This window comes from Prevotella rectalis, from assembly GCF_900607215.1.
In the GTDB taxonomy this organism is placed as follows: domain Bacteria; phylum Bacteroidota; class Bacteroidia; order Bacteroidales; family Bacteroidaceae; genus Prevotella; species Prevotella brunnea.
In genome coordinates, this window is record NZ_LR027820.1 from 297469 (window position 1) to 321001 (window position 23533).

General features: G+C 42.3%; 15 protein-coding genes and 1 pseudogene. 11 read left to right on the plus strand and 5 right to left on the minus strand.

Annotated elements, in window-relative coordinates:
* Positions 1-38 precede the first annotated feature (38 nt).
* On the plus strand, positions 39-1709 hold the full coding sequence (locus tag E0E16_RS02105) for a hypothetical protein (RefSeq protein WP_130828621.1): 1671 nt from the start codon (positions 39-41) through the stop codon (positions 1707-1709).
* Between the two features lie 612 nt (positions 1710-2321).
* Here E0E16_RS02105 and secA read toward each other — a convergent pair.
* From secA to E0E16_RS02120, 3 genes are all read right to left on the minus strand, one after another.
* Complete coding sequence (gene secA, locus E0E16_RS02110) at positions 2322-5678, minus strand: preprotein translocase subunit SecA (RefSeq protein WP_130828622.1); 3357 nt, start codon at positions 5676-5678, stop codon at positions 2322-2324.
* 85 nt (positions 5679-5763) lie between these two features.
* Positions 5764-6117: a hypothetical protein gene (locus E0E16_RS02115; protein WP_130828623.1), complete on the minus strand. Its 354-nt coding sequence runs from the start codon at positions 6115-6117 to the stop codon at positions 5764-5766.
* The gene (locus E0E16_RS02120; RefSeq protein ID WP_130828624.1) at positions 6110-7303 is read right to left on the minus strand and encodes an Lnb N-terminal periplasmic domain-containing protein; all 1194 of its coding nucleotides are present in this window, start codon (positions 7301-7303) and stop codon (positions 6110-6112) included. Before E0E16_RS02120 ends, E0E16_RS02115 begins: the two co-directional genes overlap by 8 nt.
* Before the next feature lie 138 nt (positions 7304-7441).
* Between E0E16_RS02120 and bamG the strand changes: the two genes are divergently transcribed.
* The 5 genes from bamG to E0E16_RS02145 all read left to right on the plus strand — a co-directional run bounded on the left by bamG (position 7442) and on the right by E0E16_RS02145 (position 14621).
* The gene (bamG, locus tag E0E16_RS02125) at positions 7442-8749 is read left to right on the plus strand and encodes a BamG family beta-barrel-assembly machinery protein (protein ID WP_130828625.1); all 1308 of its coding nucleotides are present in this window, start codon (positions 7442-7444) and stop codon (positions 8747-8749) included.
* 66 nt (positions 8750-8815) lie between these two features.
* Positions 8816-9448, plus strand: a complete 633-nt coding sequence (gene lptC, locus E0E16_RS02130) for an LPS export ABC transporter periplasmic protein LptC (protein WP_130828626.1) — start codon at positions 8816-8818, stop codon at positions 9446-9448.
* A 7-nt stretch (positions 9449-9455) separates the two neighbouring features.
* Positions 9456-10715: a hemolysin family protein gene (locus E0E16_RS02135; RefSeq protein WP_130828627.1), complete on the plus strand. Its 1260-nt coding sequence runs from the start codon at positions 9456-9458 to the stop codon at positions 10713-10715.
* A 99-nt stretch (positions 10716-10814) separates the two neighbouring features.
* Positions 10815-12962 carry a peptidylprolyl isomerase gene (locus E0E16_RS02140; protein ID WP_130828628.1) on the plus strand — a complete coding sequence of 716 codons (2148 nt, stop codon included), beginning with the start codon at positions 10815-10817 and terminating at the stop codon, positions 12960-12962.
* A 546-nt stretch (positions 12963-13508) separates the two neighbouring features.
* Positions 13509-14621 carry a porin gene (locus E0E16_RS02145; protein ID WP_130828629.1) on the plus strand — a complete coding sequence of 371 codons (1113 nt, stop codon included), beginning with the start codon at positions 13509-13511 and terminating at the stop codon, positions 14619-14621.
* Positions 14622-14867: 246 nt separating this feature from the next.
* Here E0E16_RS02145 and E0E16_RS02150 read toward each other — a convergent pair whose 3' ends face one another.
* Entirely contained in the window at positions 14868-15929 is a 1062-nt protein-coding gene (locus E0E16_RS02150; RefSeq protein WP_130828630.1) for a hypothetical protein, read from the minus strand.
* 143 nt (positions 15930-16072) lie between these two features.
* On the opposite strand from E0E16_RS02150, the gene E0E16_RS02155 reads away from it, so the two are divergent.
* The 5 genes and pseudogenes from E0E16_RS02155 to E0E16_RS02175 all read left to right on the plus strand — a co-directional run.
* Positions 16073-17257 (plus strand): ATP-binding protein, encoded by a 1185-nt coding sequence (locus E0E16_RS02155; protein ID WP_130828631.1) that lies wholly within the window; start codon positions 16073-16075, stop codon positions 17255-17257.
* A gap of 82 nt (positions 17258-17339) precedes the next feature.
* Complete coding sequence (nifJ, locus tag E0E16_RS02160; protein WP_130828632.1) at positions 17340-20900, plus strand: pyruvate:ferredoxin (flavodoxin) oxidoreductase; 3561 nt, start codon at positions 17340-17342, stop codon at positions 20898-20900.
* 227 nt (positions 20901-21127) lie between these two features.
* Complete coding sequence (locus E0E16_RS02165) at positions 21128-21829, plus strand: hypothetical protein (protein WP_130828633.1); 702 nt, start codon at positions 21128-21130, stop codon at positions 21827-21829.
* A gap of 314 nt (positions 21830-22143) precedes the next feature.
* Entirely contained in the window at positions 22144-22530 is a 387-nt protein-coding gene (locus E0E16_RS02170; RefSeq protein WP_130828385.1) for an ISAon1 family transposase N-terminal region protein, read from the plus strand.
* A pseudogene (locus tag E0E16_RS02175) lies at positions 22496-23059 on the plus strand (ISAon1 family transposase); the annotation flags it as partial. The gene E0E16_RS02170 and the pseudogene E0E16_RS02175, both read left to right, overlap by 35 nt.
* An 87-nt stretch (positions 23060-23146) precedes the next feature.
* Here the strand turns inward: E0E16_RS02175 and E0E16_RS14120 are convergent.
* Positions 23147-23533, minus strand: a 387-nt coding sequence (locus E0E16_RS14120; RefSeq protein WP_130828423.1) for a transposase, incomplete at its 5' end; no start/stop codon positions are given.

The window sequence follows — 23533 nt, forward strand, 5'->3', positions numbered from 1 at the left end:
TTTTTTTAATGAATTAATTTTATAAGCGATTTATACAAATGAAAACAAAAAAATTATTTATCTCATTTGCGGCTTTCGCAGCCGCATCCGTGCTGATGAGTAGCTGCTCCAACGAAGAGAGCACAGCTACCACCAATGAACAGCTTACCGCCTTTACTGGTGGTATCGTTACCGAGGTTCCCATGGAGCGTGTACAGATTGGTACTCCCGGTATTACCACTCGTACTTCCATGAATCGTGACAAAATCGGTGGCCAGGGCGTCTTCCTTTGGGAGCCTAACGACGTGATCTATGTAGTGGACGATAATGACAAGTTACGTAAGAGTCTGAATACAATCAACGAGTCAGCCCCCCGCACAACATTCTTGGTAGATGGTTCTTACACCACTAAGGGTCCATACGACGTGTACTATTATGGTACTAACACCGGTGCCGGTGCACAGAAGGTTGTTATCGCTGACAATCAGACCCAATCCGAATTTAACAACACCAAGCATTTTGGTGCCGTTGGCGATTGCGGTGTGGCCAAGGCAACGAAGACTACCGCTGCAGGCACGAGCGGTTATCGTTTCGACTTGGAGCACAAGGCCTCTTATCTTTGCTTCCTTCCTTATATACCTTCTCAGCAGGATCGCGCAAACTTTAAGATCAGACGCATAGAGATCACCTCTAAAGTCGACAATATTTCCGGTACTTATGACCTTACCCAAGATGGTCTTTCCGGTACGGGTGATGCAAAGACCATTACGCTTAACGTAGGTACTGATGGAAAAGGTCTTGCGCTTGCTGATCAAAATACAGCAACGACAAGTATAAAGAACTCACTTTACGTCGTTATCGCTCCCGGCGAGCGTAACTTGAGCGTTAAATATACAGTCTTTAGCATCAAGGAAAATAAGGAGTTGACACTGACCAAACACTACAAAACCCATACCTTTGCCATCAATCGGATTTGTGATATTCCCGTAAGTCTTGGTTCTGCCGATCTTAACGGTGGTCATAAGAATGCCGATGGTTCCGATGAATTAGAAGAGGACAAAGTTACTTTTTTTTACACTGGTAAAAATTATTACATGTGGGATGCCGCTAAGAACTATTGGGCTGGTCACGAGTGGGACGCTGCTGTCGCTTGGCAGCCAACAGTGAAAGATGCAACAAACGACGGTTATCCCAAGTCCAAGTCTGCCGATGGTGCTCTTTGGTATCACGAGGGCAGCGGTGCTTTCGAGGCTTCCAATGCTCTCTTCAAGCAGCTTCCCAATGCTAATGAAATTGGTTGGTACGTAAGTAAGGGCGATGCCTATTGGGATAATAGTACTCAGTGGAAGGCTTTCGGCAAGACTTATACCGGTGGTATCTGGTTGAAGAAGCTCAGCGTCATCGCTAAAGAAAACAGTAAGCAGCTTGCCGACTTAAAGAAGGCAGATCCAAACGGTACAAACTTGCTGACTTCTGCCAAATCCTACAGCATTTCTCCTGAGTCCGGCAAGCCGGCTGATAGTGAAATTAGTAAATACTTCTTCCTCCCTGCGTTGGGCTGTTACAACGCTGGTGGGCTTGACAACCTCGGTTTCACCGGTTACTACTGGTCGTCCAGTGCTTATCCCAGCGTTAGTAGTTACGCGTACAGCCTGGGCTTCAGCAGTGGTATCGTGTCCTTGGACTACACCTACCGCCACAACGGGTTTGTAGTGCAGCCTTTCGAGTAGTCTTCCCCGATCGTTTTATTTTGAGCGGGCCCTTTAAAAGGTCCGCTCATAAATACCGCCTTTGGCGGTCGAAAGTTTTACCGGACAGTAATAATTTTAATTGAATGATAAAAACGTGGCTGTACCCAAGCCGGCACAGCCACGTTTCTTCATTTGAATCGGGTTGAAGCCCCCCTTCAAAACCTAATGGTTTATGAATAACCCTGCGATCATCGCTACGATGAGTTCGAGACAGTTAATACCAGTCGTCATCGTTGGTTAATTCTACTTGGCGGTCATCTTCTTGATACATATTGTCAAGTTCGTACTCGCGTTCGTTGTACATTTTTGGTCTGCGTTTCATAGTTATTTCCTCCTTAGGCTTACCATGTCGCGAAAGCCGTTCAACATATTAGACTTATAGAATGGCGACACATTCTCGACTTCTTGTTGCAAATATACACTAAATATTTCATATTTCCTAATAATTGTTTGTGAAATTGTATTTTTAATGTCTATTTGTTGAATTGTTGAATAAAACCGCCTCTCATTGGCTGTGTGATCATTTTGAAAAATAAGAGGGTATGCCATGTGAGCATACCCTCTTATCATCAGACGGAAGTTCTAAGGTTTTTATCTTATGTTTCTTCCGTGGCAATTCTTAAATTTCTTTCCGCTACCGCAGGGACATGGATCGTTCGGACGAGGCATCTTCTCAGCCCGATAAGGAACTCGGTTGGGTTGTCTGGCACCCTCGCGAGTGTCGTGGTGGGCGGCTGCCTGTTGGTTTCTGTCAATCAAGTCATCTTTTTGTTCCGTATAGCGTTGTGATCTCTCTTCCGGCGCAGCTTCCTGTATTTGTTGTTCGGGTTGCATCTCCGGAATTTGACCTCGCATCAGTACGCTGCCGGTGCGATTGTTGAGGTCGTTTATCATGTTGTCCCAGAGTTTTACACTCTCTAACTTAAATATCAGCAAGGGGTCTTTCTGCTCGTACGACGCGTTCTGCACAGAGTGACGAAGCTCGTCAAGCTGACGTAGGTTCTCTTTCCAGTCATCGTCGATTAAATGGAGTAAAATAACCTTTTCAAATTGGCGGACAACCGACTTCGCCTCCGTCTCGTAGGCTTCTTTCAGGTCGCAAGGAATATTATAAACGCGCTTTCCATCGGTTATAGGCACCATGATGCGCTCATAGATGGCACCTTGATCTTCGTAAACCTGCTTAATGATGGGCCATGCCACAGTTTGGATGCGTTCTGTCTTGCGCTCAAAATTGCCAATGGCAGCTTGGAAACTCCGTTCGGCAAGTTCTGCGTGAGCAATGGTATTGAACTCGTCTTCACTGAATGGACATTCCATGGCAAGGACTTTGAGAAACTCCTCTTGACAACCTTCGTAGTCGTTCGTCTCAACAATGTTAAGACAGCGATCCCAAATCACGTTGGAAATATCCATGCCTATGCGCTCACCCATTAACGCGTGGCGTCGTTTTTCATAAATGACGGTACGCTGCTTGTTCATAACGTCATCATATTCGAGTAGGCGTTTTCTGATACCGAAGTTGTTTTCTTCCACTTTTTTCTGGGCACGTTCAATGCTACTTGATATCATGGAACTCTCTATGCGCTCGCCTTCTTCAAATCCCAATCTGTCCATCACTTTCGCAATACGTTCCGAACCGAAAAGACGCATTAGTTTGTCTTCCAGCGAAACGTAGAAAACGGATGAACCCGGGTCTCCCTGACGACCGGCACGACCACGCAGCTGGCGATCGACACGACGACTCTCATGTCGCTCTGTACCAATGATAGCCAAACCACCGGCGTCTTTTACTTCCTGTGTCAGTTTGATATCGGTACCGCGACCAGCCATGTTCGTAGCAATGGTTACCGCACCTAATCCATTGACGGAACGACCGGCTTCTGCTACGATTTGCGCCTCTTTCAAGTGTTGTTTGGCATTGAGCACTTGGTGAGGTATCTTTCGCATGGTCAGCATCTTGCTCAGCAATTCACTTATCTCTACGGAAGTTGTACCAACCAAACAGGGACGTCCGCTGTTGCGCATTGCTTCAATCTCTTCTATGACGGCTGAATATTTCTCGCGAGCTGTCTTATAGACGCGGTCTTCCATGTCGTGTCGCTGAACGGGGCGATTGGTGGGAATTTCCACAACATCCAATTTGTAGATGTCCCAAAATTCTCCCGCCTCAGTTGAAGCGGTACCGGTCATGCCGGCTAATTTATGATACATCCTGAAATAGTTTTGCAGAGTGATCGTGGCAAATGTTTGGGTAGCCGCTTCCACTTTCACATGCTCTTTTGCCTCTACGGCTTGATGTAAACCATCGCTCCATCGTCGTCCCTCCATGATACGACCGGTTTGTTCATCAACGATTTTCACTTCACCGTCAAGTACCACATATTCATCGTCCTTGTTGAACATGGTGTAGGCTTTGAGTAATTGTTGCAACGTGTGAACTCTTTCGCTTTGGATACCATAATTTGTCATCATGGCATCTTTCTTGTCGATGTATTCTTGTTCGTCTATTTTCTTGTCATCTTTTTCTTTCTCGAGCAATGACAAATCGGTGGTGATGTCGGGCAGGACAAAAAGTTTCTCGTCTTGAACCTGCTTAGCGAGCCAAGCGGCTCCCTTGTCGGTGAGGTCGCAAGAATTAAGTTTCTCATCCGTAACAAAGTAGAGTGGTTCCACTGCCTTTGGCATTTCACGGTTGTTGTTTGCCATGTAGAACTCCTCAGTCTTCAACATACCTGATTTGATACCTTCTTCCGAGAGGAATTTTATCAAGGCTTTGTTTTTAGGAAGTGCTTTGTGCGAGCGATAGAGTGCCAAGAAACCTTCTTCGAGCATGGCTTGGCGTGCTTTGTCATCGGTAAGTTGTGATGCTTCAACAATCTTGTGGCGTGCCTCGGATAGAAGCTCCGTTGCTTGTTTGCGTTGAACTTCAAAGAGTCTTTCCACCAATGGCTGATACTCTTCAAACATCTGGTCATCGCCCTTTGGCACAGGTCCACTGATGATAAGTGGCGTGCGGGCATCGTCTATTAGGACAGAGTCCACCTCATCGACAATGGCATAATTGTGTTGGCGTTGTACAAGATCGGCGGGCGATACTGCCATGTTGTCGCGAAGATAATCAAAGCCAAACTCGTTGTTGGTACCAAAAGTGATGTCAGCTTGATACGCTTTGCGGCGCGCTTCAGAATTGGGTTGATGTTTATCGATACAGTCCACAGACAATCCGTTAAATTCATAAAGTGGTCCCATCCATTCCGAGTCGCGTTTTGCCAAATAGTCGTTCACTGTTACCACATGTACGCCGTTCCCGGTCAGGGCATTGAGGAATACCGGTAGCGTGGCCACAAGTGTCTTTCCTTCACCTGTTGCCATTTCGGCAATTTTGCCTTGATGCAGAACCACACCTCCAAAAAGCTGTACGTCATAATGTATCATCTCCCATTTTAGGTCGTTGCCTCCCGCGGTCCAATGATTATGATAGATGGCTTTGTCTCCATCTATGGTGATGAAGTCCTTGTTGGGGTTTGCCGCCAATTCGCGATCGAAATCTGTTGCGGTAACAATAGTTTCTTCGTTCTCGGCAAATCTTCGTGCGGTGTCTTTGATGATGGAAAAAGCAATGGGCATTACTTCGTTCAACGCCTCCTCGTACTTGTCGAGTGCCACTTTGTCGAGTTTGTCTATTTTGTCGAATATCGCTTCACGCTCGTCAATGGGAGTTGCTTCAATCGTCTCACGCAACTTGGCTATTTCTTCTCTTTGTTCCTTTGCGGCACTTTGTACAAAATCTTGTATTTCTTTTGTCTTGGCACGCAGCTCGTCATTGCTGAGAGCTTTGATTTCCGGATATGCTGCCTTTATTTTCTCCACGAAAGGCTGGATATGTTTCATGTCTCGGGTGGATTTGTCGCCAAAGAGTGATTTCAGTATTTTATTAAAATTCATTTTTTCGTTTTAAGAATAATAAGTTTATGGATTCTTTATATTTCAAATGTTTGTGAATGTAACAACGGATGAAACCGTGTTTGTTTCATTTTGTTCTTCCCGGTGCACGTATGATAACGGATGAACAAATAGACGGGTGGAGTGTATAAAATTTGTTGTCGTAGTTCAATGGGGTAAAGTGAAAATCTTTATCGAATTTCTCTTTGTTGAAGATTGTGAATAGACAGGTTGGAGACTCTTTCCACTTTTCGTCTTCAATGTTTTTGTAAGCTTCGATTACGGATAAAATCTCTGTCTTTATGTCTTGAAACTCCGCCTTATTGTATAATTCTTCAAGTGTACAATTACCCAATGCCACTTCAATGGCAGAACGATAGGTCTGTGCCTCAACGCCAGTTGCGGTCAATGCCACAAGTAGTGCGGTAATGTATTTATTCATTGTCGATTTTCTTGTTTGAGGTGAAGATTATTCCATGCATAATGCCATTCATAAGCAAGAATAATGCCACAATGATTACCGGTAGAGGAATTCTCTGAAAGTAAGTTCCCAAAAGTCCTATACAAATCGATATACTCCAAACAATCCACCACCAATGCTTCTCGCCTGGTTTTACATTCCGAACAACCGGAACGAGGAAAATCAAGCATAGTGGATTGAAAATGAAAATAATGAGATTTAAGTTCACACAAGGATGATCTGAGAATATCATTGCGAAGAGTAGCAGTCCGATGATCCCGGAAACCGTCATTAGAATCAAATCCCACCATAGATACATACGCTTTTTCTTCCATTGTATGCCAAGAATTATTGTAGCAATAATAGCAAAGATGATAGATATTTGCAATGGCGAAAGGGGAAACTCCTTATTATTGATATTTGCCGGTTCTTGGAGAAGTCGTCGTGTGGTTTTTACCAATGGTCTGCCATTAACCATTGTGACATCAAACGATTTTCTTAAATTGTCTGGTAAGAAGTTATCCTCTTTTTCTTTATTCTTAAAAGGTATATCTGCTTTTACTCCCAAGAGTAAATCTTCACCAAATTGCGACCATACAAAACTCTTATTCCATTCATGTATGCATTCCCTAAACGTATTATTGTTTTGGGTAGAAACTTCTTTTGTTTGAATTGTTCCGTGAATGTTGCTCAACAATATCTGTCCGGCTCTTGTTGTGCAGTTATCATAAAAAAAATTGTAACGATAGACAACATTCTCCGGTCTGAGATTTTCTTCAAGGGCTTTGTAAATATTAAACTTCTCATCTTTCGTTAGGTTTAAGACTTGTTCTATAACTCCATGCCCCTGATAAGCGTGTAATGCAAGAAAATCTTCCATAGGCTCTATTCCTACTCTGTAATCGGTGAGCCCGAAAGTAAATCGAAGGATGAAATAAGGTTGATCTTGAGAGAACAATCCATAATTGACCGCTAAGTCATTATTGTTCTTTAAGTCGTTGTATCTGATGGCGGTATGACCGTATTGCGCCCATATCTCTTTGCCGGGTGAACAGGTGAGCAGGGATATTTCCACAGAGTCGGAATAAGTAAGAACTTGCGCTTCGGTATTTAGTTGGAAAACCGAAAGCAAGCATCCTGTCACCATATATATAAATAGTCTCTTCATTTATGCGTCGCAAAGGTACTTAAAAAGAATGATTCAGCAAAGAAAGCTTATAAAAAAACAAAATACCATATAGTTTTTCCTTGATATCATTTTTTTTTAATAACTTTGCGCCGTTTATACTTTGATAATAAAAATCGGATGAAAAAGATAATTGCCGCTTCTCTTTTGCTGGCATTTGTTATGACCGGGTGGGCACAGAGCGGAACCAACTCACCCTATAGCAAATTTGGTTTGGGTACACTGGCGCCACAGTCCACTGGCTTTAATCGTGGCATGAATGGATTGGCGTATGGCTTCCATGAACACAATCAGATTAACTATCAGAACCCCGCTTCTTACTCGGCGTTAGACTCACTCTCATTTATTTTTGATGCAGGCGTAAGTTTGCAACTGACTAATTTTGAGGAAAATGGTCAAAAGAAAAATGCCAAGAACGGCAATTTAGAGTATGTAGTAGCCGGCTTTCGAGCATTCAAGCATTTAGGTGTTAGTTTCGGTTTGATGCCTTATTCAAATATAGGATATAACTATAGTTTTACCGGGAATATCAATGATGGAATACATCCCTCATCACCCGATGCCACTTATACCAATACTTTCTCTGGCAATGGTGGATTACGACAGGTTTATCTCGGATTAGGTTGGGAACCTTTTAAGGGGTTGTCAATCGGCGTCAATGCCTCTTATCTGTGGGGGACATTGGATCGCAGGATTATAAATAGTTATAGTGATAATTATGTCAATACTTTGTCCAAGATATATTCTGCTGATGTAAGAAATTATAAAGTTGATTTCGGGTTGCAATATACGAAGAAATTATCAGTAAGAAACGCGATTACACTTGGCGTTGCTTACTCCTTAGGGCATAAACTTAATGCCGATGCAAATTGTGATATTATTAACACGAACTCACAAACCTCTGTTGCTGATACGACACACTTCTTTGTTAACGACGCGTTGCAAATTCCTCACACCATTGGCGCGGGAGTCTTGTATAATTACAACAATACCCTAAAATTGGGCTTTGATTATCAATTGCAAAAATGGAAAGAAATTGAAATGCCACAGTTGAAGGTCTCAGACAATGTTACGTCTTATTCCAAAGTTTCCGGATTGTTCAAGGATAGGCATAAGTTCACTTTTGGTGGTGAATATTGTAAAGGAGAACGTTATAGAAGTATTTTTAGCAGAATTCATTACAGGGCAGGCGTTAGTTACACCACTCCGTATTTGAAGATTAATGGTGAGAATGGACCTCGCGAATTGTCTGCGAGTTTAGGTTTAGGTATTCCCATCATGAACGGATACAACAACCGAAGTATTCTGAACATCAGTGGAGAATGGGTGAACCAAACTGCTAAAGGACTCGTAAAAGAAAATATGTTTCGCATCAATATCGGACTTACTTTCAACGAGCGATGGTTTGCTAAATTCAAGGTGAATTAAACATAGTTGGCGCAAGGTATATCAACAGTAAAAATGTGGATTGCTCATTTTCAGAACACTTTTATAATGATAGCTTTTGCTTTAATGTTGGCAATGGCATCTTGTTCAGAGAAACATGAGCATACAGCACCAGCTATTCGTGAACAAGATTCCGTTGCTGTGATGACGACTTATGGTGTAAATACGCTTGTTTCCGACTCCGGAGTAATCAAATACAGGATTGTGGCAGAGGAATGGGAAGTAAACGAGAATAAGAATCCTTCTCGTTGGACTTTCAACAAGGGATTACTTCTTACCCAGTTCGACCTGAAGAAGCACGTTATTGGGTTTATTCAGTGCGACACTGCTGTTTATTATGATAAGGATCGGATTTGGAAGTTGAATGGACGAGTGAGGATATTAACCGCGCAGGGCGTTCATTTCTATAGCAACGAATTGTCGTGGGATGAGCAGAACCATAAGATATGGTCTTATTCTTATTCTTATTTGAAAGCACCGGACAAAGAACTTGAGGGTAATTGGTTTACCAGTGATGAGCAAATGATGAATTATGAGATTCGGCAGACCAGAGGATGGAGTATTCTAAAGAAAAACGAATTTATGCCCACTGCTGGTCAATCTCCCTTGTCTGATCAATCGCAATTGACTTTAGATACCCTTGCCCAAAAAGATTTGAGAGGTTCCATATTAAAACGATAAATAAAAGTTGAATATAAGTTTGATAGTAGGTATAATCATATCGTTGGTACTGTCTGCGTTCTTCTCCGGAATGGAAATAGCGTTTGTGTCGAGCAATAGAATGCTTGCGGAGATGGATAAAGAAAAGAAAGGATTGGCACAAAGATGTATTCAGGTCTTCTTTCACAATCCCAATGGATTTGTCTCAACCATGTTGGTGGGAAACAATATCGTTCTTGTGTTGTATGGAATTCTTTTTGCCGACCTTTTTAATAAGACTCTATTCTCCTCATTCGATTCTGCCACACAAGTTTTTCTGTGTACTGTTTTCTCAACCATCATCGTGGTTTTTACCGGTGAGTTCTTACCCAAAACTTTTTTCAAGAGCAACCCCAACAAACTGCTCACTTTCTTTGCCCCCCTTGCTTATTTCTTTTTTATTTTGTTGTGGCCGATAAGTCGGTTTTCCACATTCCTTTCTCGCATCATGCTTCGTTCCATTGGAGTGAACATGATAGAAGTGAAAAATGATGGAACTTTCACCAAGGTGGATTTGGACTATTTGGTACAAAGTTCTATTGAGAATGCGAATGCGGATAATGAAATCGAAGAAGAAGTTAAGATTTTCCAAAACGCGTTGGAATTTACGGATACGAAAGTCAGGGATTGCATGGTTCCCAGAACGGAGATCAATGCGGTGGAAGAGTCGTGTAGCACAAATGATTTGAGACAAATGTTCATAGAAAGTGGAAATTCCAAGATAATTGTCTATAAAGACGACATCGATCATATAGAAGGCTACATCCATTCTTCCGAGATGTTCAAGAATCCCAAAGATTGGAAAACCCATATCCGGCAGATGCCATTTGTTCCAGAAACCATGACAGCTCAGAAGCTCATGCAAATTTTCCTACAACAAAAGAAAAGTTTGGGCGTTGTCGTGGATGAGTTTGGGGGAACCAGCGGAATTGTATCTTTGGAAGATATAGTGGAGGAAATATTCGGAGAAATAGAAGACGAACATGACAGCTCTAAGTATATTGCCAAGCAAATGGGCGAAAACGAGTATCTTCTCTCTGCCCGATTGGAAATAGACAAGATAAACGATATGTTCAATCTTCAATTACCCGAAAGCGATGATTATATGACTTTAGGCGGACTGATACTTCACAGTTATCGAAGTTTTCCAAAGTTAAATGAAGTAATACAGATAGGCAATTTGGAATTTAAGATCATTAAGAGTACCATGACTAAGATAGAATTAGTGAAGCTAAAAGTTCATGTTTAACATTTTTCCGGGTAAAAATTACTTTAATTCTCTTTTTCTTTGTATTTTTGTAGGCAATTTGCCAAACGATAGCATAAAAAATTAAAATATAAAATAAATATGGCAGCATTAGGAAAAATCAGACGCAGAGGAATCACACTGATTGTTATTATCGGTTTGGGTCTTTTTGCATTTATTGCTGAAGAAGCTTTCCGTTCTTGTAACGGAATTAAAGGAGAAGCCAGACAACAAATTGGCGAAATCTTAGGTGAGAAAGTCAGCGTACAGGACTTTCAGAAAATGGTTGATGAGTATCAAGATGCCATCAAATTTACCATGCAACGCGATAACTTGTCGGAGGATGAGTTGAATCAGGTGAAAGACCAAGTTTGGCAGCAGTTGATTAGTAATAAGGTGTTACAGGCTGATGCCGAGAAAGTGGGACTCACCGTAACGGAAGATGAGTTGCAAGCTGTGTTAAATGAGGGGACGAACCCGATGTTGGCACAAACTCCATTCTTGAATCAGCAGACAGGTCGTTTTGACGTGAATGCATTGAAACAATTCCTGGATGAGTATAACAAATCGAAAAATGCCAATCCACAGCAAGCCGAGCAAATGCAGTTGGTTTATAACTATTGGATGTTTGTTGAGAAGAATCTGAGAGCACAATTGTTAGGACAGAAATATCAAGCATTGGTGGCAAGCTGTGTACTCTCTAATAAAGCTGAAGCCAAGATGGCATTCAATGAACAAAACGAAGAGGCTGAAGTTCAGTTGGCTTCTTTCGCATACAACTCCGTAAAAGATGCGGAAGTTAAGATTACCGATGAAGACTTAAAAGCGAAATATGAGGAGTTGAAACCGGCATTCCGTCAGACAGTGGAAACACGTGATATTAAATATGTTGATTTCCAAATTAAGGCAAGTGCTTCCGACCGCAACTCGATTATCAAGGAAATGAACAATCTGCAAAAGCAGTTGGCAGTCGCTTCCGACCCCACACAGGTTATCAGTAAGAGTGGTAGCGAGATACCTTATCTTGGTTTGCCGGTAAGCAGCGATGCTTATCGTGCGTATCCCGACATTGCTTCCAAGATTGACTCATTGAGCGTGGGAACAACGGGAGTAACGGAAAATAAGCAAGACAACACACTTAATATTATTAAGGTGTTGAGCAAATCACAATTGCCCGATTCCGTCCAGTTCCGCCAAATTCAAATTGCAGCTGCAACACCGGAACTTGCCAAGACAAAGGCCGATTCCATTCAAAAAGCATTGGCTGCGGGTGCTGATTTTGAAGTCATAGCTAAAAAATATGGACAAGAGGGTGAAAAAGTGTGGTTCACAGGGCAGCAATATGAAAATGCTCCGACAATGAGCAATGAGAATCGGGAGGTAATCAATGCCATCATGAATGGAAACGTGAATGATATTCAAAATGTAGCCTTGTCGCAAGGTAACATCATTCTTCAGGTCTTGGATAAACGTGCTATGAAGACAAAGACCGTGGCAGCTGTTATTAAGAAAGTGATAGATTTCTCCAAAGATACACGTAGCACAGCGTTTAATAAATTCTCAGAGTTCGTAGCGAAGAGCACGACTCTTGCCGAGATGGAGAAAAATGCGCCCAAATATGGCTATATGGTTCAAGAGCAAAAGAATATCTCTACATCAGAACATAATGTCGTTGGCATACGCTCTACGCGCGAAGCCTTGAAATGGATATTTGAAGCTAAGACCGGCGACATATCGCCTTTGTATGAATGCGGCGATAACGACCACTTCATGGTGGTTGCCTTGACAAATGTTCATGCGCAAGGTTACCGCGACTGGAATGATGCCGAGGTGAAAGAAATTCTCAGGCGAGAGGTCTTGAAAGATAAAAAAGCAGAATTGCTTATGGCGAAGTTGAAAGGTGTGAACAGTATCGCAGCGGCACAAGCGAAAGGCGCACAGGTTAGTATGGTACATCAGGTAACATTCGCGGCGCCGGCGTTCATCTCTGCCACGGGAGCCGCCGAACCGGCTGTATCCGGAGCAGTGGCAGCCACACCTGCAGGAAAGTTCAGCAAGTCTCCCGTTAAGGGAAATGCAGGAGTTTACGTTTTCCAAGTTGTCAAGAAGGCAATGCGTCCCGGTTCTAAATATAACGAATTGCAGCAAATGCAGCAATGTGTACAACAGAATATGCAATATGTAGGTAATTTTATGCAAGATTTGATTTTGCAGGCCAAGGTTGTTGATAATCGTTATATCTTCTTCTAAAAAATAAGAACAAAATCCATAATAATGAAGGGTGTATCGGCTAAAAGATCGGTACACTCTTTTTTGCTTTTTATTTGAGACTTAGCACGCATGACAAGTTGCTCGGTACGGAGCGAGAGGGAGGGTTGAGAGAGTTAGAACTTACAACTTTATTATGACAAACAAAGCAGAAAACAATAGCAAAAATTAACAAGCGATTTCCGGAAGAGATAACGACTACTCACTTCGATGGAACATAAATGATGAAATTACCATTGGTTGGTAATCTGGTTACCATTGACCGGTAATCCAATTACCACTGATTGGTAATGGCTTTACCACTAAGTGGTAATTTTTTAATGGTTCGACAGTTTTTGTTGAAAATTGTTGTAAAAGTGCCAAATCAGTTGTTCGTTGTTTTACTCATTCTCTTGCTTTTCCATTCGTTTACCCATGTCAGTTAATATATTTGGAACAAAAATTAACTCATTGTTGTCTTTTTGTGAAAAAATATTGTAACTTTGCAAAATCAATTTTCAAATTTCACACATTTATTAATAAACACTTATGAGGAAATATTTCGTGATTGCTGCCATGACCTTAGGAATGCTCAACGTTCAGGCACAATCGGTAAAATGGATTAACAACGTGAAATTATCCGGTTATGGCATGGCCCAGTATCAGTTCAGCAGCCAGGATAACGCCAAATCTAATTCGTTCAACCTTAGGATGGCGCGTGTCGCCCTTGATGGTCGCATCCTGCATGATTGGTATTGGAAAGCACAAATTCAGTTTAATGGCAACACCTCTACCTTGGGCTCTTCTCCACGAGTGGTTGATCTCTTTGCGGAATGGCAGAAATATCCATGTTTTCGCGTGAAAGTGGGTCAATTTAAGAATCCCTTTACCTTTGAGAACCCAATGCACCCCATAGAGCAAGGCTTCATGTCCTATTCACAAGGTACATTGAAACTGGCTGGTTTCAGCGATCGTTCGGGGCAGCACGCATCGAATGGAAGAGATATTGGTTTGCAGTTCCAAGGCGACTTCTTGAAAAACTCAGAAGGCAGAAATCTCGTTCATTATCAGGTCGGTGTGTTCAATGGTCAGGGGATAAATATGAAAGATGTTGATCAGCAGAAGAATGTCATCGGAGGTGTCTGGGTAATGCCGATTGCCGGAATGCGTTTAGGTTGGTTTGGATGGACTGGTTCATACGCTCGCAAAGGCTCTTGGATAGACGCAAGCGGAGAACAAACCGGTATTCGCAAACTGCAACAGAGACGATATGCGTTTTCTGCAGAATATGCCAAAGATGATTGGACTTTCCGTTCTGAGTATATCCATTCTACGGGAGCAGCATTCGCTAAAACACTTCAAAACACCAATGATGCCAATGCTTCGGACTGCACACTAAGCAACAACGGCGATAAGGCACAGGCTGTTTACGCATTGGTGATAGCTCCGATCATAAAGAATAAGCTTCATGTGAAAGCACGTTACGATATGTACCAGCCATCTGATGGGGCAGAAAAGCAAAAAACGCTGTATGAGTTTGGCTTGAACTATCATTTCAACAAGAATCTTGTTTTGACGAGTGAATACGCTTATGTTCACAACCGCGCTCTTGCCGACCCTAACTATTCAATAATTGATTGTCAGTTGAGCTTCAGATTTTAACGACGACTTAATCTTGTTTGACAATGTTTCTATAAACAACCCTATATAAAAATGGTAAGAACAGAAAATTCTAAACATAAACGGAAACACTATGATCAATACAGCAGCTTTGATTCGAAGAGATACATGTCTGCCAAGCAAAAACGGAGATTATTGTTCAGAATAACTTTAGCGGTAGTAAGCGCTTTCGCTCTTGTCATCGTGGGATTTGTGTTATGGGCTTATTCTCGGTAGCTTTCATCCCGGTTATGTGATTTTCAAATAATAGTGATTATCAGAAAAGGCAATCTGCATGGTTTTGTGCATATTGCCTTTTATTTTTGAAAACGCGAGCGCAGCATACCCCATGGTGTATCTAAGGTTTATCTCTACCATGGGATGTATTGCGTAGATTTGTTCAATGTCTCCCGAAGATTGTTTTTTCACGATCATCATATCAACTCCCAATGGTCCGTTATATTTATTGGAAAACCATTCAGCAAGCGTGATGGTAAGCTGCTCTTTTAGGTTATCCAGCAATGGCAAAGGGACATAATTTGATAGTATCTTTTGCTTTTCTTCCTCCGAAGTCAAAACATTGCCCACGTAGGAGCCATTGGTCGTGGAAAACAATGATAGCCCAAGGAAATTAGCACCTTTACTGTCAATAAGAAACTCCATGGCAAAATCTTGTATTTTCTCATAACGAGGCTCTATGACAATTCCTCCCTGACATGAAATTACGTTCTTGACCCAATTCAATCGAGGCGTGTCAATCTGTGAGTCTATAAATCTTACGCCTCTTCCACTGCTGCTCCATGGAGCTTTCAACACCGCTCGCTTGTATTGTGAAGCCAATTGTTTTATCTCCGCCAACGAAGTAACATATCTGGGGTTTCCTACAAACTCTGCATGATTGATGTTTTTGCGTAAATTCTCAAACAGCCATATGGAGGTTTTGCGGTTGCTAAGCTCCTTATAGATAGATAATTGCGAATTGTCTGGAAGTAAATGGTCGGGAATGCCCAAACTCCATAATCGATATTTCACGCATATATCCCAACCCCATGGGACGATTTCGGTAATCTTGTTAAGATAATATCGCAAGCCCATCCCATCAGTGAATATCACATTTCTGCTTTGTACCAATGGTTGTTTTATGGCTTCCTCAATGTTTTCAACCAATATGAGGGAATTGTCATCAGCCCAAAGGGCAGGAATGTAAGCCAAATCGGAACGAAGTTTCATGGCAGCCTTTGGAGCCGTGAAGTATTTGTTAGCTTGCGCCAATGCCAAATCATGTTCAGGATTGAAAATATAGAGTTTCATCAGTATTCGTTTCTTTCGGCTTGCAAAGGTAAAGTAAAGTGGACATAACTCAAAATAAAAATTAAAAATTGTTTTTTGCTATATAGAGTTTGCAAATTAACGAAATAAGTATTATCTTTGCAATTGTAATAAATCATAAGCAGATGGATGCATTCTTCCGTACTCACGCCTATCTTGTTGAGCATAATTATGCTCCGGTTCATCGAGTTCTAATGGATGAGATAAATTGGGATGATCGCCTGATTGGAATTAAAGGAACTCGAGGGGTAGGGAAGACTACTTTTTTGCTTCAGTATGCCAAGGAGAATTTTGCGAGTAGGGATCGTCAGTGCCTCTACATCAATATGAATAATTTCTATTTCCAAGGTCGAGGAGTTGCCGATTTTGCCGGTGATTTCTACAATCAAGGTGGGAGAGTATTGCTGATAGATCAAGTTTTCAAACAACAGCATTGGAGTAGTGAACTAAGAAAATGCTTCGACAACTATCCGAAATTGAAAATTATCTTTACCGGCTCAAGCGTCATGCGCTTGAAAGAAGAAAATCCGGAACTGAATGGGATAGTAAAAAGCTATAACCTTAGTGGCTTTTCTTTCCGTGAATTTTTGAACTTGCAGACCGGAAATAACTTCAAGCCATACAGCCTTGAGGAGATACTTCAAAACCACGAGCATATCGTTAAGGAAATATTACCCAAAGTTCGCCCCCTAAAATATTTCCAGGATTACATACATCATGGCTTTTATCCTTTCTTTCTTGAAAATAGAAACTTCTCGGAGAATCTATTGAAGACCATGAATATGATGACTGAAGTAGATATCTTGCTTATTAAGCAAATAGAACTGAAGTATCTTACAAAAATCAAGAAACTCTTCTATTTACTCGCATTGGAAGGTCCGAAAGCACCCAATATCAGTAATTTGGCCAAGGAAATCAACACAAGTCGTGCCACTGTGATGAATTATATAAAATATTTGGCAGACGCAAGACTTATCAACATCATTTATCCCATCGGGCAAGAGTTTCCAAAGAAGCCCGCTAAAGTAATGATGAACAACACAAATCTAATCTATGCCATCTACCCCATACAGGTGGAACAACAAGATGTGATGGAAACATTTTTCGTAAATGTACTCTCTAAAGAACATCTTGTAAATATGGGGAATAAGTCGGGAAGCTATCTTATAGACCGGACACAAAAATTCAAGGTTTGCAATGTGGACAATGCAAGGATACGTCTCAATTCAGACACAATATATGCCCGCTATAATACTGAAGTTGGAAAAGATAATAAAATCCCATTGTGGCTTTTGGGATTCTTATACTAAGAGGAATAAAATTGAAAAGAGAGAATTTAGGCCTACATGAAAAGACCAAAAACATTATAAAATTCATTTAATAAATTACAAAATGGCTAAAGAAAAAAAGTTTATCACATGTGATGGTAATGAAGCAGCTGCTCACGTGAGCTATATGTTCTCAGAAGTAGCGGCTATTTATCCTATCACACCGTCATCGCCAATGGCTGAGCATGTTGATACATGGGCTGCCAAAGGTCGTAAGAACCTATTTGGGCAAACTGTAACTGTTCAAGAAATGCAGTCTGAAGGTGGTGCTGCCGGAGCTGTCCACGGTTCGCTTCAGGCAGGTGCACTCACCACTACGTTTACAGCCTCTCAAGGATTGCTGTTGATGATACCCAATATGTATAAAATTGCCGGTGAGATGCTTCCTTGTGTGTTTGATGTTTCAGCGCGTACTGTAGCAACTCACGCCCTTTGTATATTTGGCGATCATTCAGACGTTATGGCTTGTCGCCAGACTGGGTTCGCTATGTTCTGCTCTGGTTCCGTTCAGGAGGTAATGGACTTGACAGCTGTTCCTCATCTCGCAACTTTGAAGACCAGCATTCCTTTCGTTAACTTCTTCGATGGATTCCGTACATCTCACGAATACCAAAAGATAGAGGAAATAGATCAGGAGGCACTCGCTAAACTCATCGACCCGGAAGACATCAAACGATTCCGCGATCGCGCGCTTTCCCCAGAACGTCCGGTAACACGTGGTACGGCGGAAAACCCAGAAACATTCTTTACTCATCGTGAAGCATGTAACCAATATTACGATCAGATTCCGGAAATTGTTGAGGATTATTTGGCAAAGATAAAGGATATCACCGGTCGTGAGTATCATCTCTTCTCCTACTATGGTGCTAAAGATGCAGAAAACATCATTATTTTAATGGGTTCCGCAACTGAGGCTGCTCGTGAGGCGATTGACTTCCAGATGAAGCAGGGCAAGAAGATTGGTATGATTTCCGTACATCTTTATCGTCCGTTCTCCGTTAAGCATTTGCTGGCTGCAGTTCCAAAGACGGTAAAACGTATTGCAGTTCTCGACCGTACGAAAGAACCGGGTGCAGAGGGTGAGCCTTTGTATCTTGATGTTAAGAGCGCTTTCTATGATGTTGAAAACAAGCCATTGATTGTTGGTGGACGTTATGGTCTTGGTTCTTCAGACACTACTCCGGGGCATATTATTTCCGTATTCAACAATCTTGAATTGCCAGAACCAAAGAATCACTTTACAGTGGGTATTGTTGATGATGTAACTTTCACCTCTCTTCCTATGATTGAAGAGGTTCCTATGGGTGGCGAAGGTATTTTTGAGGCTAAGTTCTATGGTCTTGGTGCGGATGGAACCGTAGGTGCCAACAAGAACTCGGTTAAGATTATTGGCGACAACACTAATAAGTATTGCCAAGCATACTTCTCTTACGATTCTAAGAAATCGGGTGGCTTCACTTGTTCTCATCTTCGTTTTGGCGATTCGCACATCCATTCCACTTATCAGGTAAACACTCCTAACTTTGTGGCTTGTCATGTACAGGCTTACTTGAGAATGTATGACGTTATTCGTGGTCTGCAGAAGAATGGCACTTTCCTCCTGAATACAATCTTTGATGGTGAGGAGCTTGTTAATTTCATTCCTAACAGAATCAAACGCTATTTTGCACAGAACAACATTACCGTTTACTATATCAATGCAACGAAGATCGCACAAGAGATTGGACTTGGCAATCGCACCAACACCATTCTTCAGAGTGCTTTCTTCCGCATCACCGAAGTTATCCCAATCGACCTTGCTGTTGAGCAGATGAAGGCATTCATTGTTAAGTCTTATGGTAAGAAAGGTCAAGATGTCGTTGAAAAGAACTATGCTGCTGTTGATCGTGGTGGCGAATACAATGAACTCACCGTTGATCCATCTTGGGTCAATCTTCCCGATGATGCTGAAGATACTACAGATGACGCGCCGGCATACATCAAGGAAATTGTTCGTCCTATTAATGCACAGGCCGGAGATTTGTTGAAGGTTTCCGACTTTATCAGATATGATATGGTTGATGGAACAATGCATAATGGTTCCGCAGCATACGAAAAGCGTGGCGTGGAAGCGTTCCATCCTGAATGGACACTTGAGAATTGTATCCAGTGCAACAAGTGTGCTTATGTATGTCCTCATGCTGCCATTCGTCCGTTTGTTCTCGATGATGAAGAGCTGAAAGGTTTCGACGATAAGACCTTGGATATGAAAGTTCCAAAGCCGATGGCAGGTATGCACTTCCGCATTCAGGTAAGCGTGCTCGATTGTGTTGGTTGTGGTAACTGTGCTGATGTATGCCCCGGCAATAAGCAGGGTAAAGCATTGAAGATGGTTCCGTTTACTCGCGATGAAAAGATGATAGCAAACTGGAACTATCTCACAAAGAACGTGAAGTCGAAACAACACCTCGTAGATGTTCAGAGCAATGTCAAGAACTCTCAGTTCGCTAAACCGTTATTCGAGTTCTCAGGTGCTTGTGCAGGTTGTGGTGAGACACCTTACGTAAAATTGGTTTCTCAGCTCTTTGGCGATCGCCAGATGATATCCAATGCAACAGGATGTTCTTCCATCTATTCCGCATCTCTGCCTTCTACTCCTTACACTACCAATGAGCAAGGTCAGGGACCGGCATTCGACAACTCTTTGTTCGAGGATTTCTGCGAATTTGGCTTAGGTATGGCACTTGGTAATAAGAAGATGCGTAATCGCATTACGCTTCTCTTGAACGAAGTAATCGCGAAAGAAGATACACCGGCTGACTTCAAGGAGGCTGCAAACGAATGGATTAGCACCAAGGATGATGCTAATGGTTCAAAAGCATCAAGCGCAGTATTGAAACCATTGATTGCCAAAGGTGCTGAAGCTGGTTGCCCCATCTGCGCTGAGCTGAAGACGTTGGATCATTATCTCGTGAAACGTTCACAGTGGATTATCGGTGGCGATGGCGCTTCTTATGATATTGGTTACGGTGGTCTCGACCATGTAATTGCTTCTGGTGAAGACGTAAACATTTTGGTTCTCGATACCGAAGTTTATTCTAACACAGGTGGTCAGAGTTCTAAATCAACTCCACTCGGTGCTATTGCACAGTTTGCCGCACAAGGTAAGCGTATCCGCAAGAAGGATCTTGGTTTGATGGCTACGACATACGGTTATGTATATGTGGCTCAGATTGCCATGGGTGCTGACCAAGCTCAGACTCTGAAGGCTATCCGCGAAGCCGAGGCATATCCCGGACCATCTCTTGTCATCGCTTACTCTCCTTGTATCAACCATGGCTTGAAGGCTAAGGGAGGTATGGGCAAGAGTCAGGCAGAGGAGGCTCGTGCCGTTGAAAGTGGCTACTGGCATCTGTGGCGTTATAACCCACAATTGGCTGACGAGGGCAAGAACCCATTCACTCTCGATTCCAAAGAACCGGATTGGAGCAAGTTCCAAGACTTCTTGATGGGTGAAGTGCGTTATCTCTCTGTTAAGAAGGCATATCCTGACGAAGCTCAAGAACTCTTCAATGCCGCTGAGGAAATGGCAAAAATCCGTTATAAGAGCTATGTTCGTAAGACTCAGGAGGATTGGAGCAAATAATTCGCGACAGTATTGTTGCGTATCAATACTGAAAATTAGGGGAATTTCCATTGGGAAGTTCCCCTTTTTAGTTTGTTACTTTCTTGTTTTTTCATTGTTCTGTATCAATGCTCAATTTTTTTCTTGTAGAATTTTGCGTATCGAATTAAGTTAAAACTTGCTAAGTATGTCTCTAACATGTTTTTTTTCTTTACCTTTGACATGTAATCAACTATATACTCAAAATTATGAAGAAGGTATTTATTTTGGCAATTGTTGTTGCATCAGTGACATTTGCCGGTTGTGGTAACAAATCCAATCCGTCAGCGAATGCAGAGACCGATTCTACAGAACTTTCAGTAGCCGACTCCGTCAATGCCTTAGCGTCTGAAGTTCCCGAAGATGCCAAAGCATTGGTTAAGAATCTTACAGAGAAGCTGAACACTAAGGATGCAAATGGAATCATTTCTGCTATCCGGGGCGCGAAAGCCAAGGCAGTTGAAATGGCAAAGAACAATCCGGAAAAAGCAAAAGAATATTTGTCAATGCTTCAATCATGGGTAAAGTCCAATTCGGAAAGCATTAAGAACATTGTAGCGAATGCAGGCAATTCAGCACTATCCAAGTCGCTTAATGGGGCGATAGAAACTGTAACCTCTGCTAATCCTGATGTTTTGCTGAAGGACTTGACAAATACTGCCGATGGTCTGAAGGATGCTGGAACCAAGGCACTTGACAACGCCGCACAAAAAGGAGAGGAAAATGTCGAGGCTGTGAAGAAAAATATAGAAAATGTTTCCGCTAAGGCTCAAGAGAAAGCGGAACAGAAGGTAAAAGACGCAAGAGCCGAAACATCGAAAAAGGTAAATGATGCAACTAACAAGGCAGAAAAAAAGGCTCATAAAGCTATCGATGAAGCCGGAAAGGCCGTGAAAGGCTTGGGGTTGTAATTATCGGTTTTTGATTTAATGGGAATTTAGGAGGTAAACGCGATGCTGTAAATCAGGTGTGTTTTCCTCCTGTTTTTTATTTACTCATCCATGAGAACTTGTGAATAACATAGAATGTTTCGGGAGTTTCCCTGAGCATTGTGAAAAACTTTTGGTAATCATCGTTTATTTTTGTTTTAGAACTTTTGATATTCAGCCATAAAGCAACAAAAACAAATGAGATTTCCAACTTTTTAAAGCGGTTTCTTGGGCTCAGTAGAAAATCAGTGGGGGAATAATTTGTTATTTATCTTAATAATTCCGACCTTCGCATCATGGAAGAAAATATGTTACGCACCTTGGCAGCTCTTGTGTTGCCCACTCAAATATTAGAGTTTTTTACTATCGTTTCTGTCCGTGAGGTCGGATCAGAGTTTCATATTAGTCTTGACGAACGTATGGACAAGACTTTGGCGGATGATGCCAACTTCGAGTCCAAAGGGTTCATGGAAGCTGTTAATATAACTGACTTTCCGATCCGAGACCATAAGGTTATATTGAAAATTCGTCGCAGACGATGGACGGACTTGCGCACAGGCAAGAGCTTTACGCTTCCCATCGCTTTAGACATGGTAGCTCAGGGCACTCGTTACTCCAAGGAATTTGGAGCTTTTTTAAAAGAAACGTATGGAGACATCCCCCGTGAGCTGCCTTACGCTTGAGGATTTCTATCATATTGACGGACACACATTTGAGAAACAATACAAGGAAGTTCTGAGCGGCTTTCGTCAATGGGACCAGGCAGAACATGCCGACGAGTGGCTTCTCTTTCCTGACAACATCGGATCCTCTTTGGCTATTGATGAAACTTCACTGTCTAACGGCGAACTGTACACTTTCGTGACCAACCGTGCAGCAAGGACACGGGAAAGAAGTCTCGTGGCAGTAGTTGCAGGTACAAAGTCAGAAGATGTCATAGCAGTACTGGATAGGATTGGTGAGGAGAAACGCTCCTCTGTTGAGGAAGTCACTCTGGACCTGTCCGACTCTATGCGCAAAATAGTCAGAAGCTCGTTTCCCAATGCCAAGCGTGTAATCGATAGGTTCCATGTACAAAAGTTAGCATGCGACGCCGTACAGGAATTGCGTATCAAGCACCGCTGGGATGCAATACAGCAGGCAAACGACGAGATGGAGGAGGCAAAACTCTGCGATGAACCATACAGCCCATACCGATACGCTAATGGAGATTATTACTGTCCGCTAAACATAGAAATCCTCATTCCAACTCATTGAGACACAATAGTTCGGATGACAGCATGTTAGTGACAAGCCCCCTTATTCATTTTCTGTTACCTCGGGTGGCGATTCAGCCGCTGCTTCAAGCATGAGTTTCATGTCGGCATCCGGCATGTTGAAGAAATTATTCATGTTGAGGTATTCCATAAGTACAATGCGCACCATAGTAGCCAGCCCTGAGAAACTCCACCGCCTCTGCAATGAGCTTTGCAGCAGTGACAGTAATAGATTGGCAATGAGTGTAACCCAAATCTGTATCTTGATGGCGTTGGCACTCTCCCCATAGAAGTATCTAAGCGGGAAGTTCTGTTTTATCTGCTTGAAAAGAGACTCTATCTGCCACCTCCTGCGGTAGATGGCTACGATAGTCTCCATGGACATGTCAAAGTCGTTGGTAAGCAAGGACACCAACTTTGGCATCTTTCC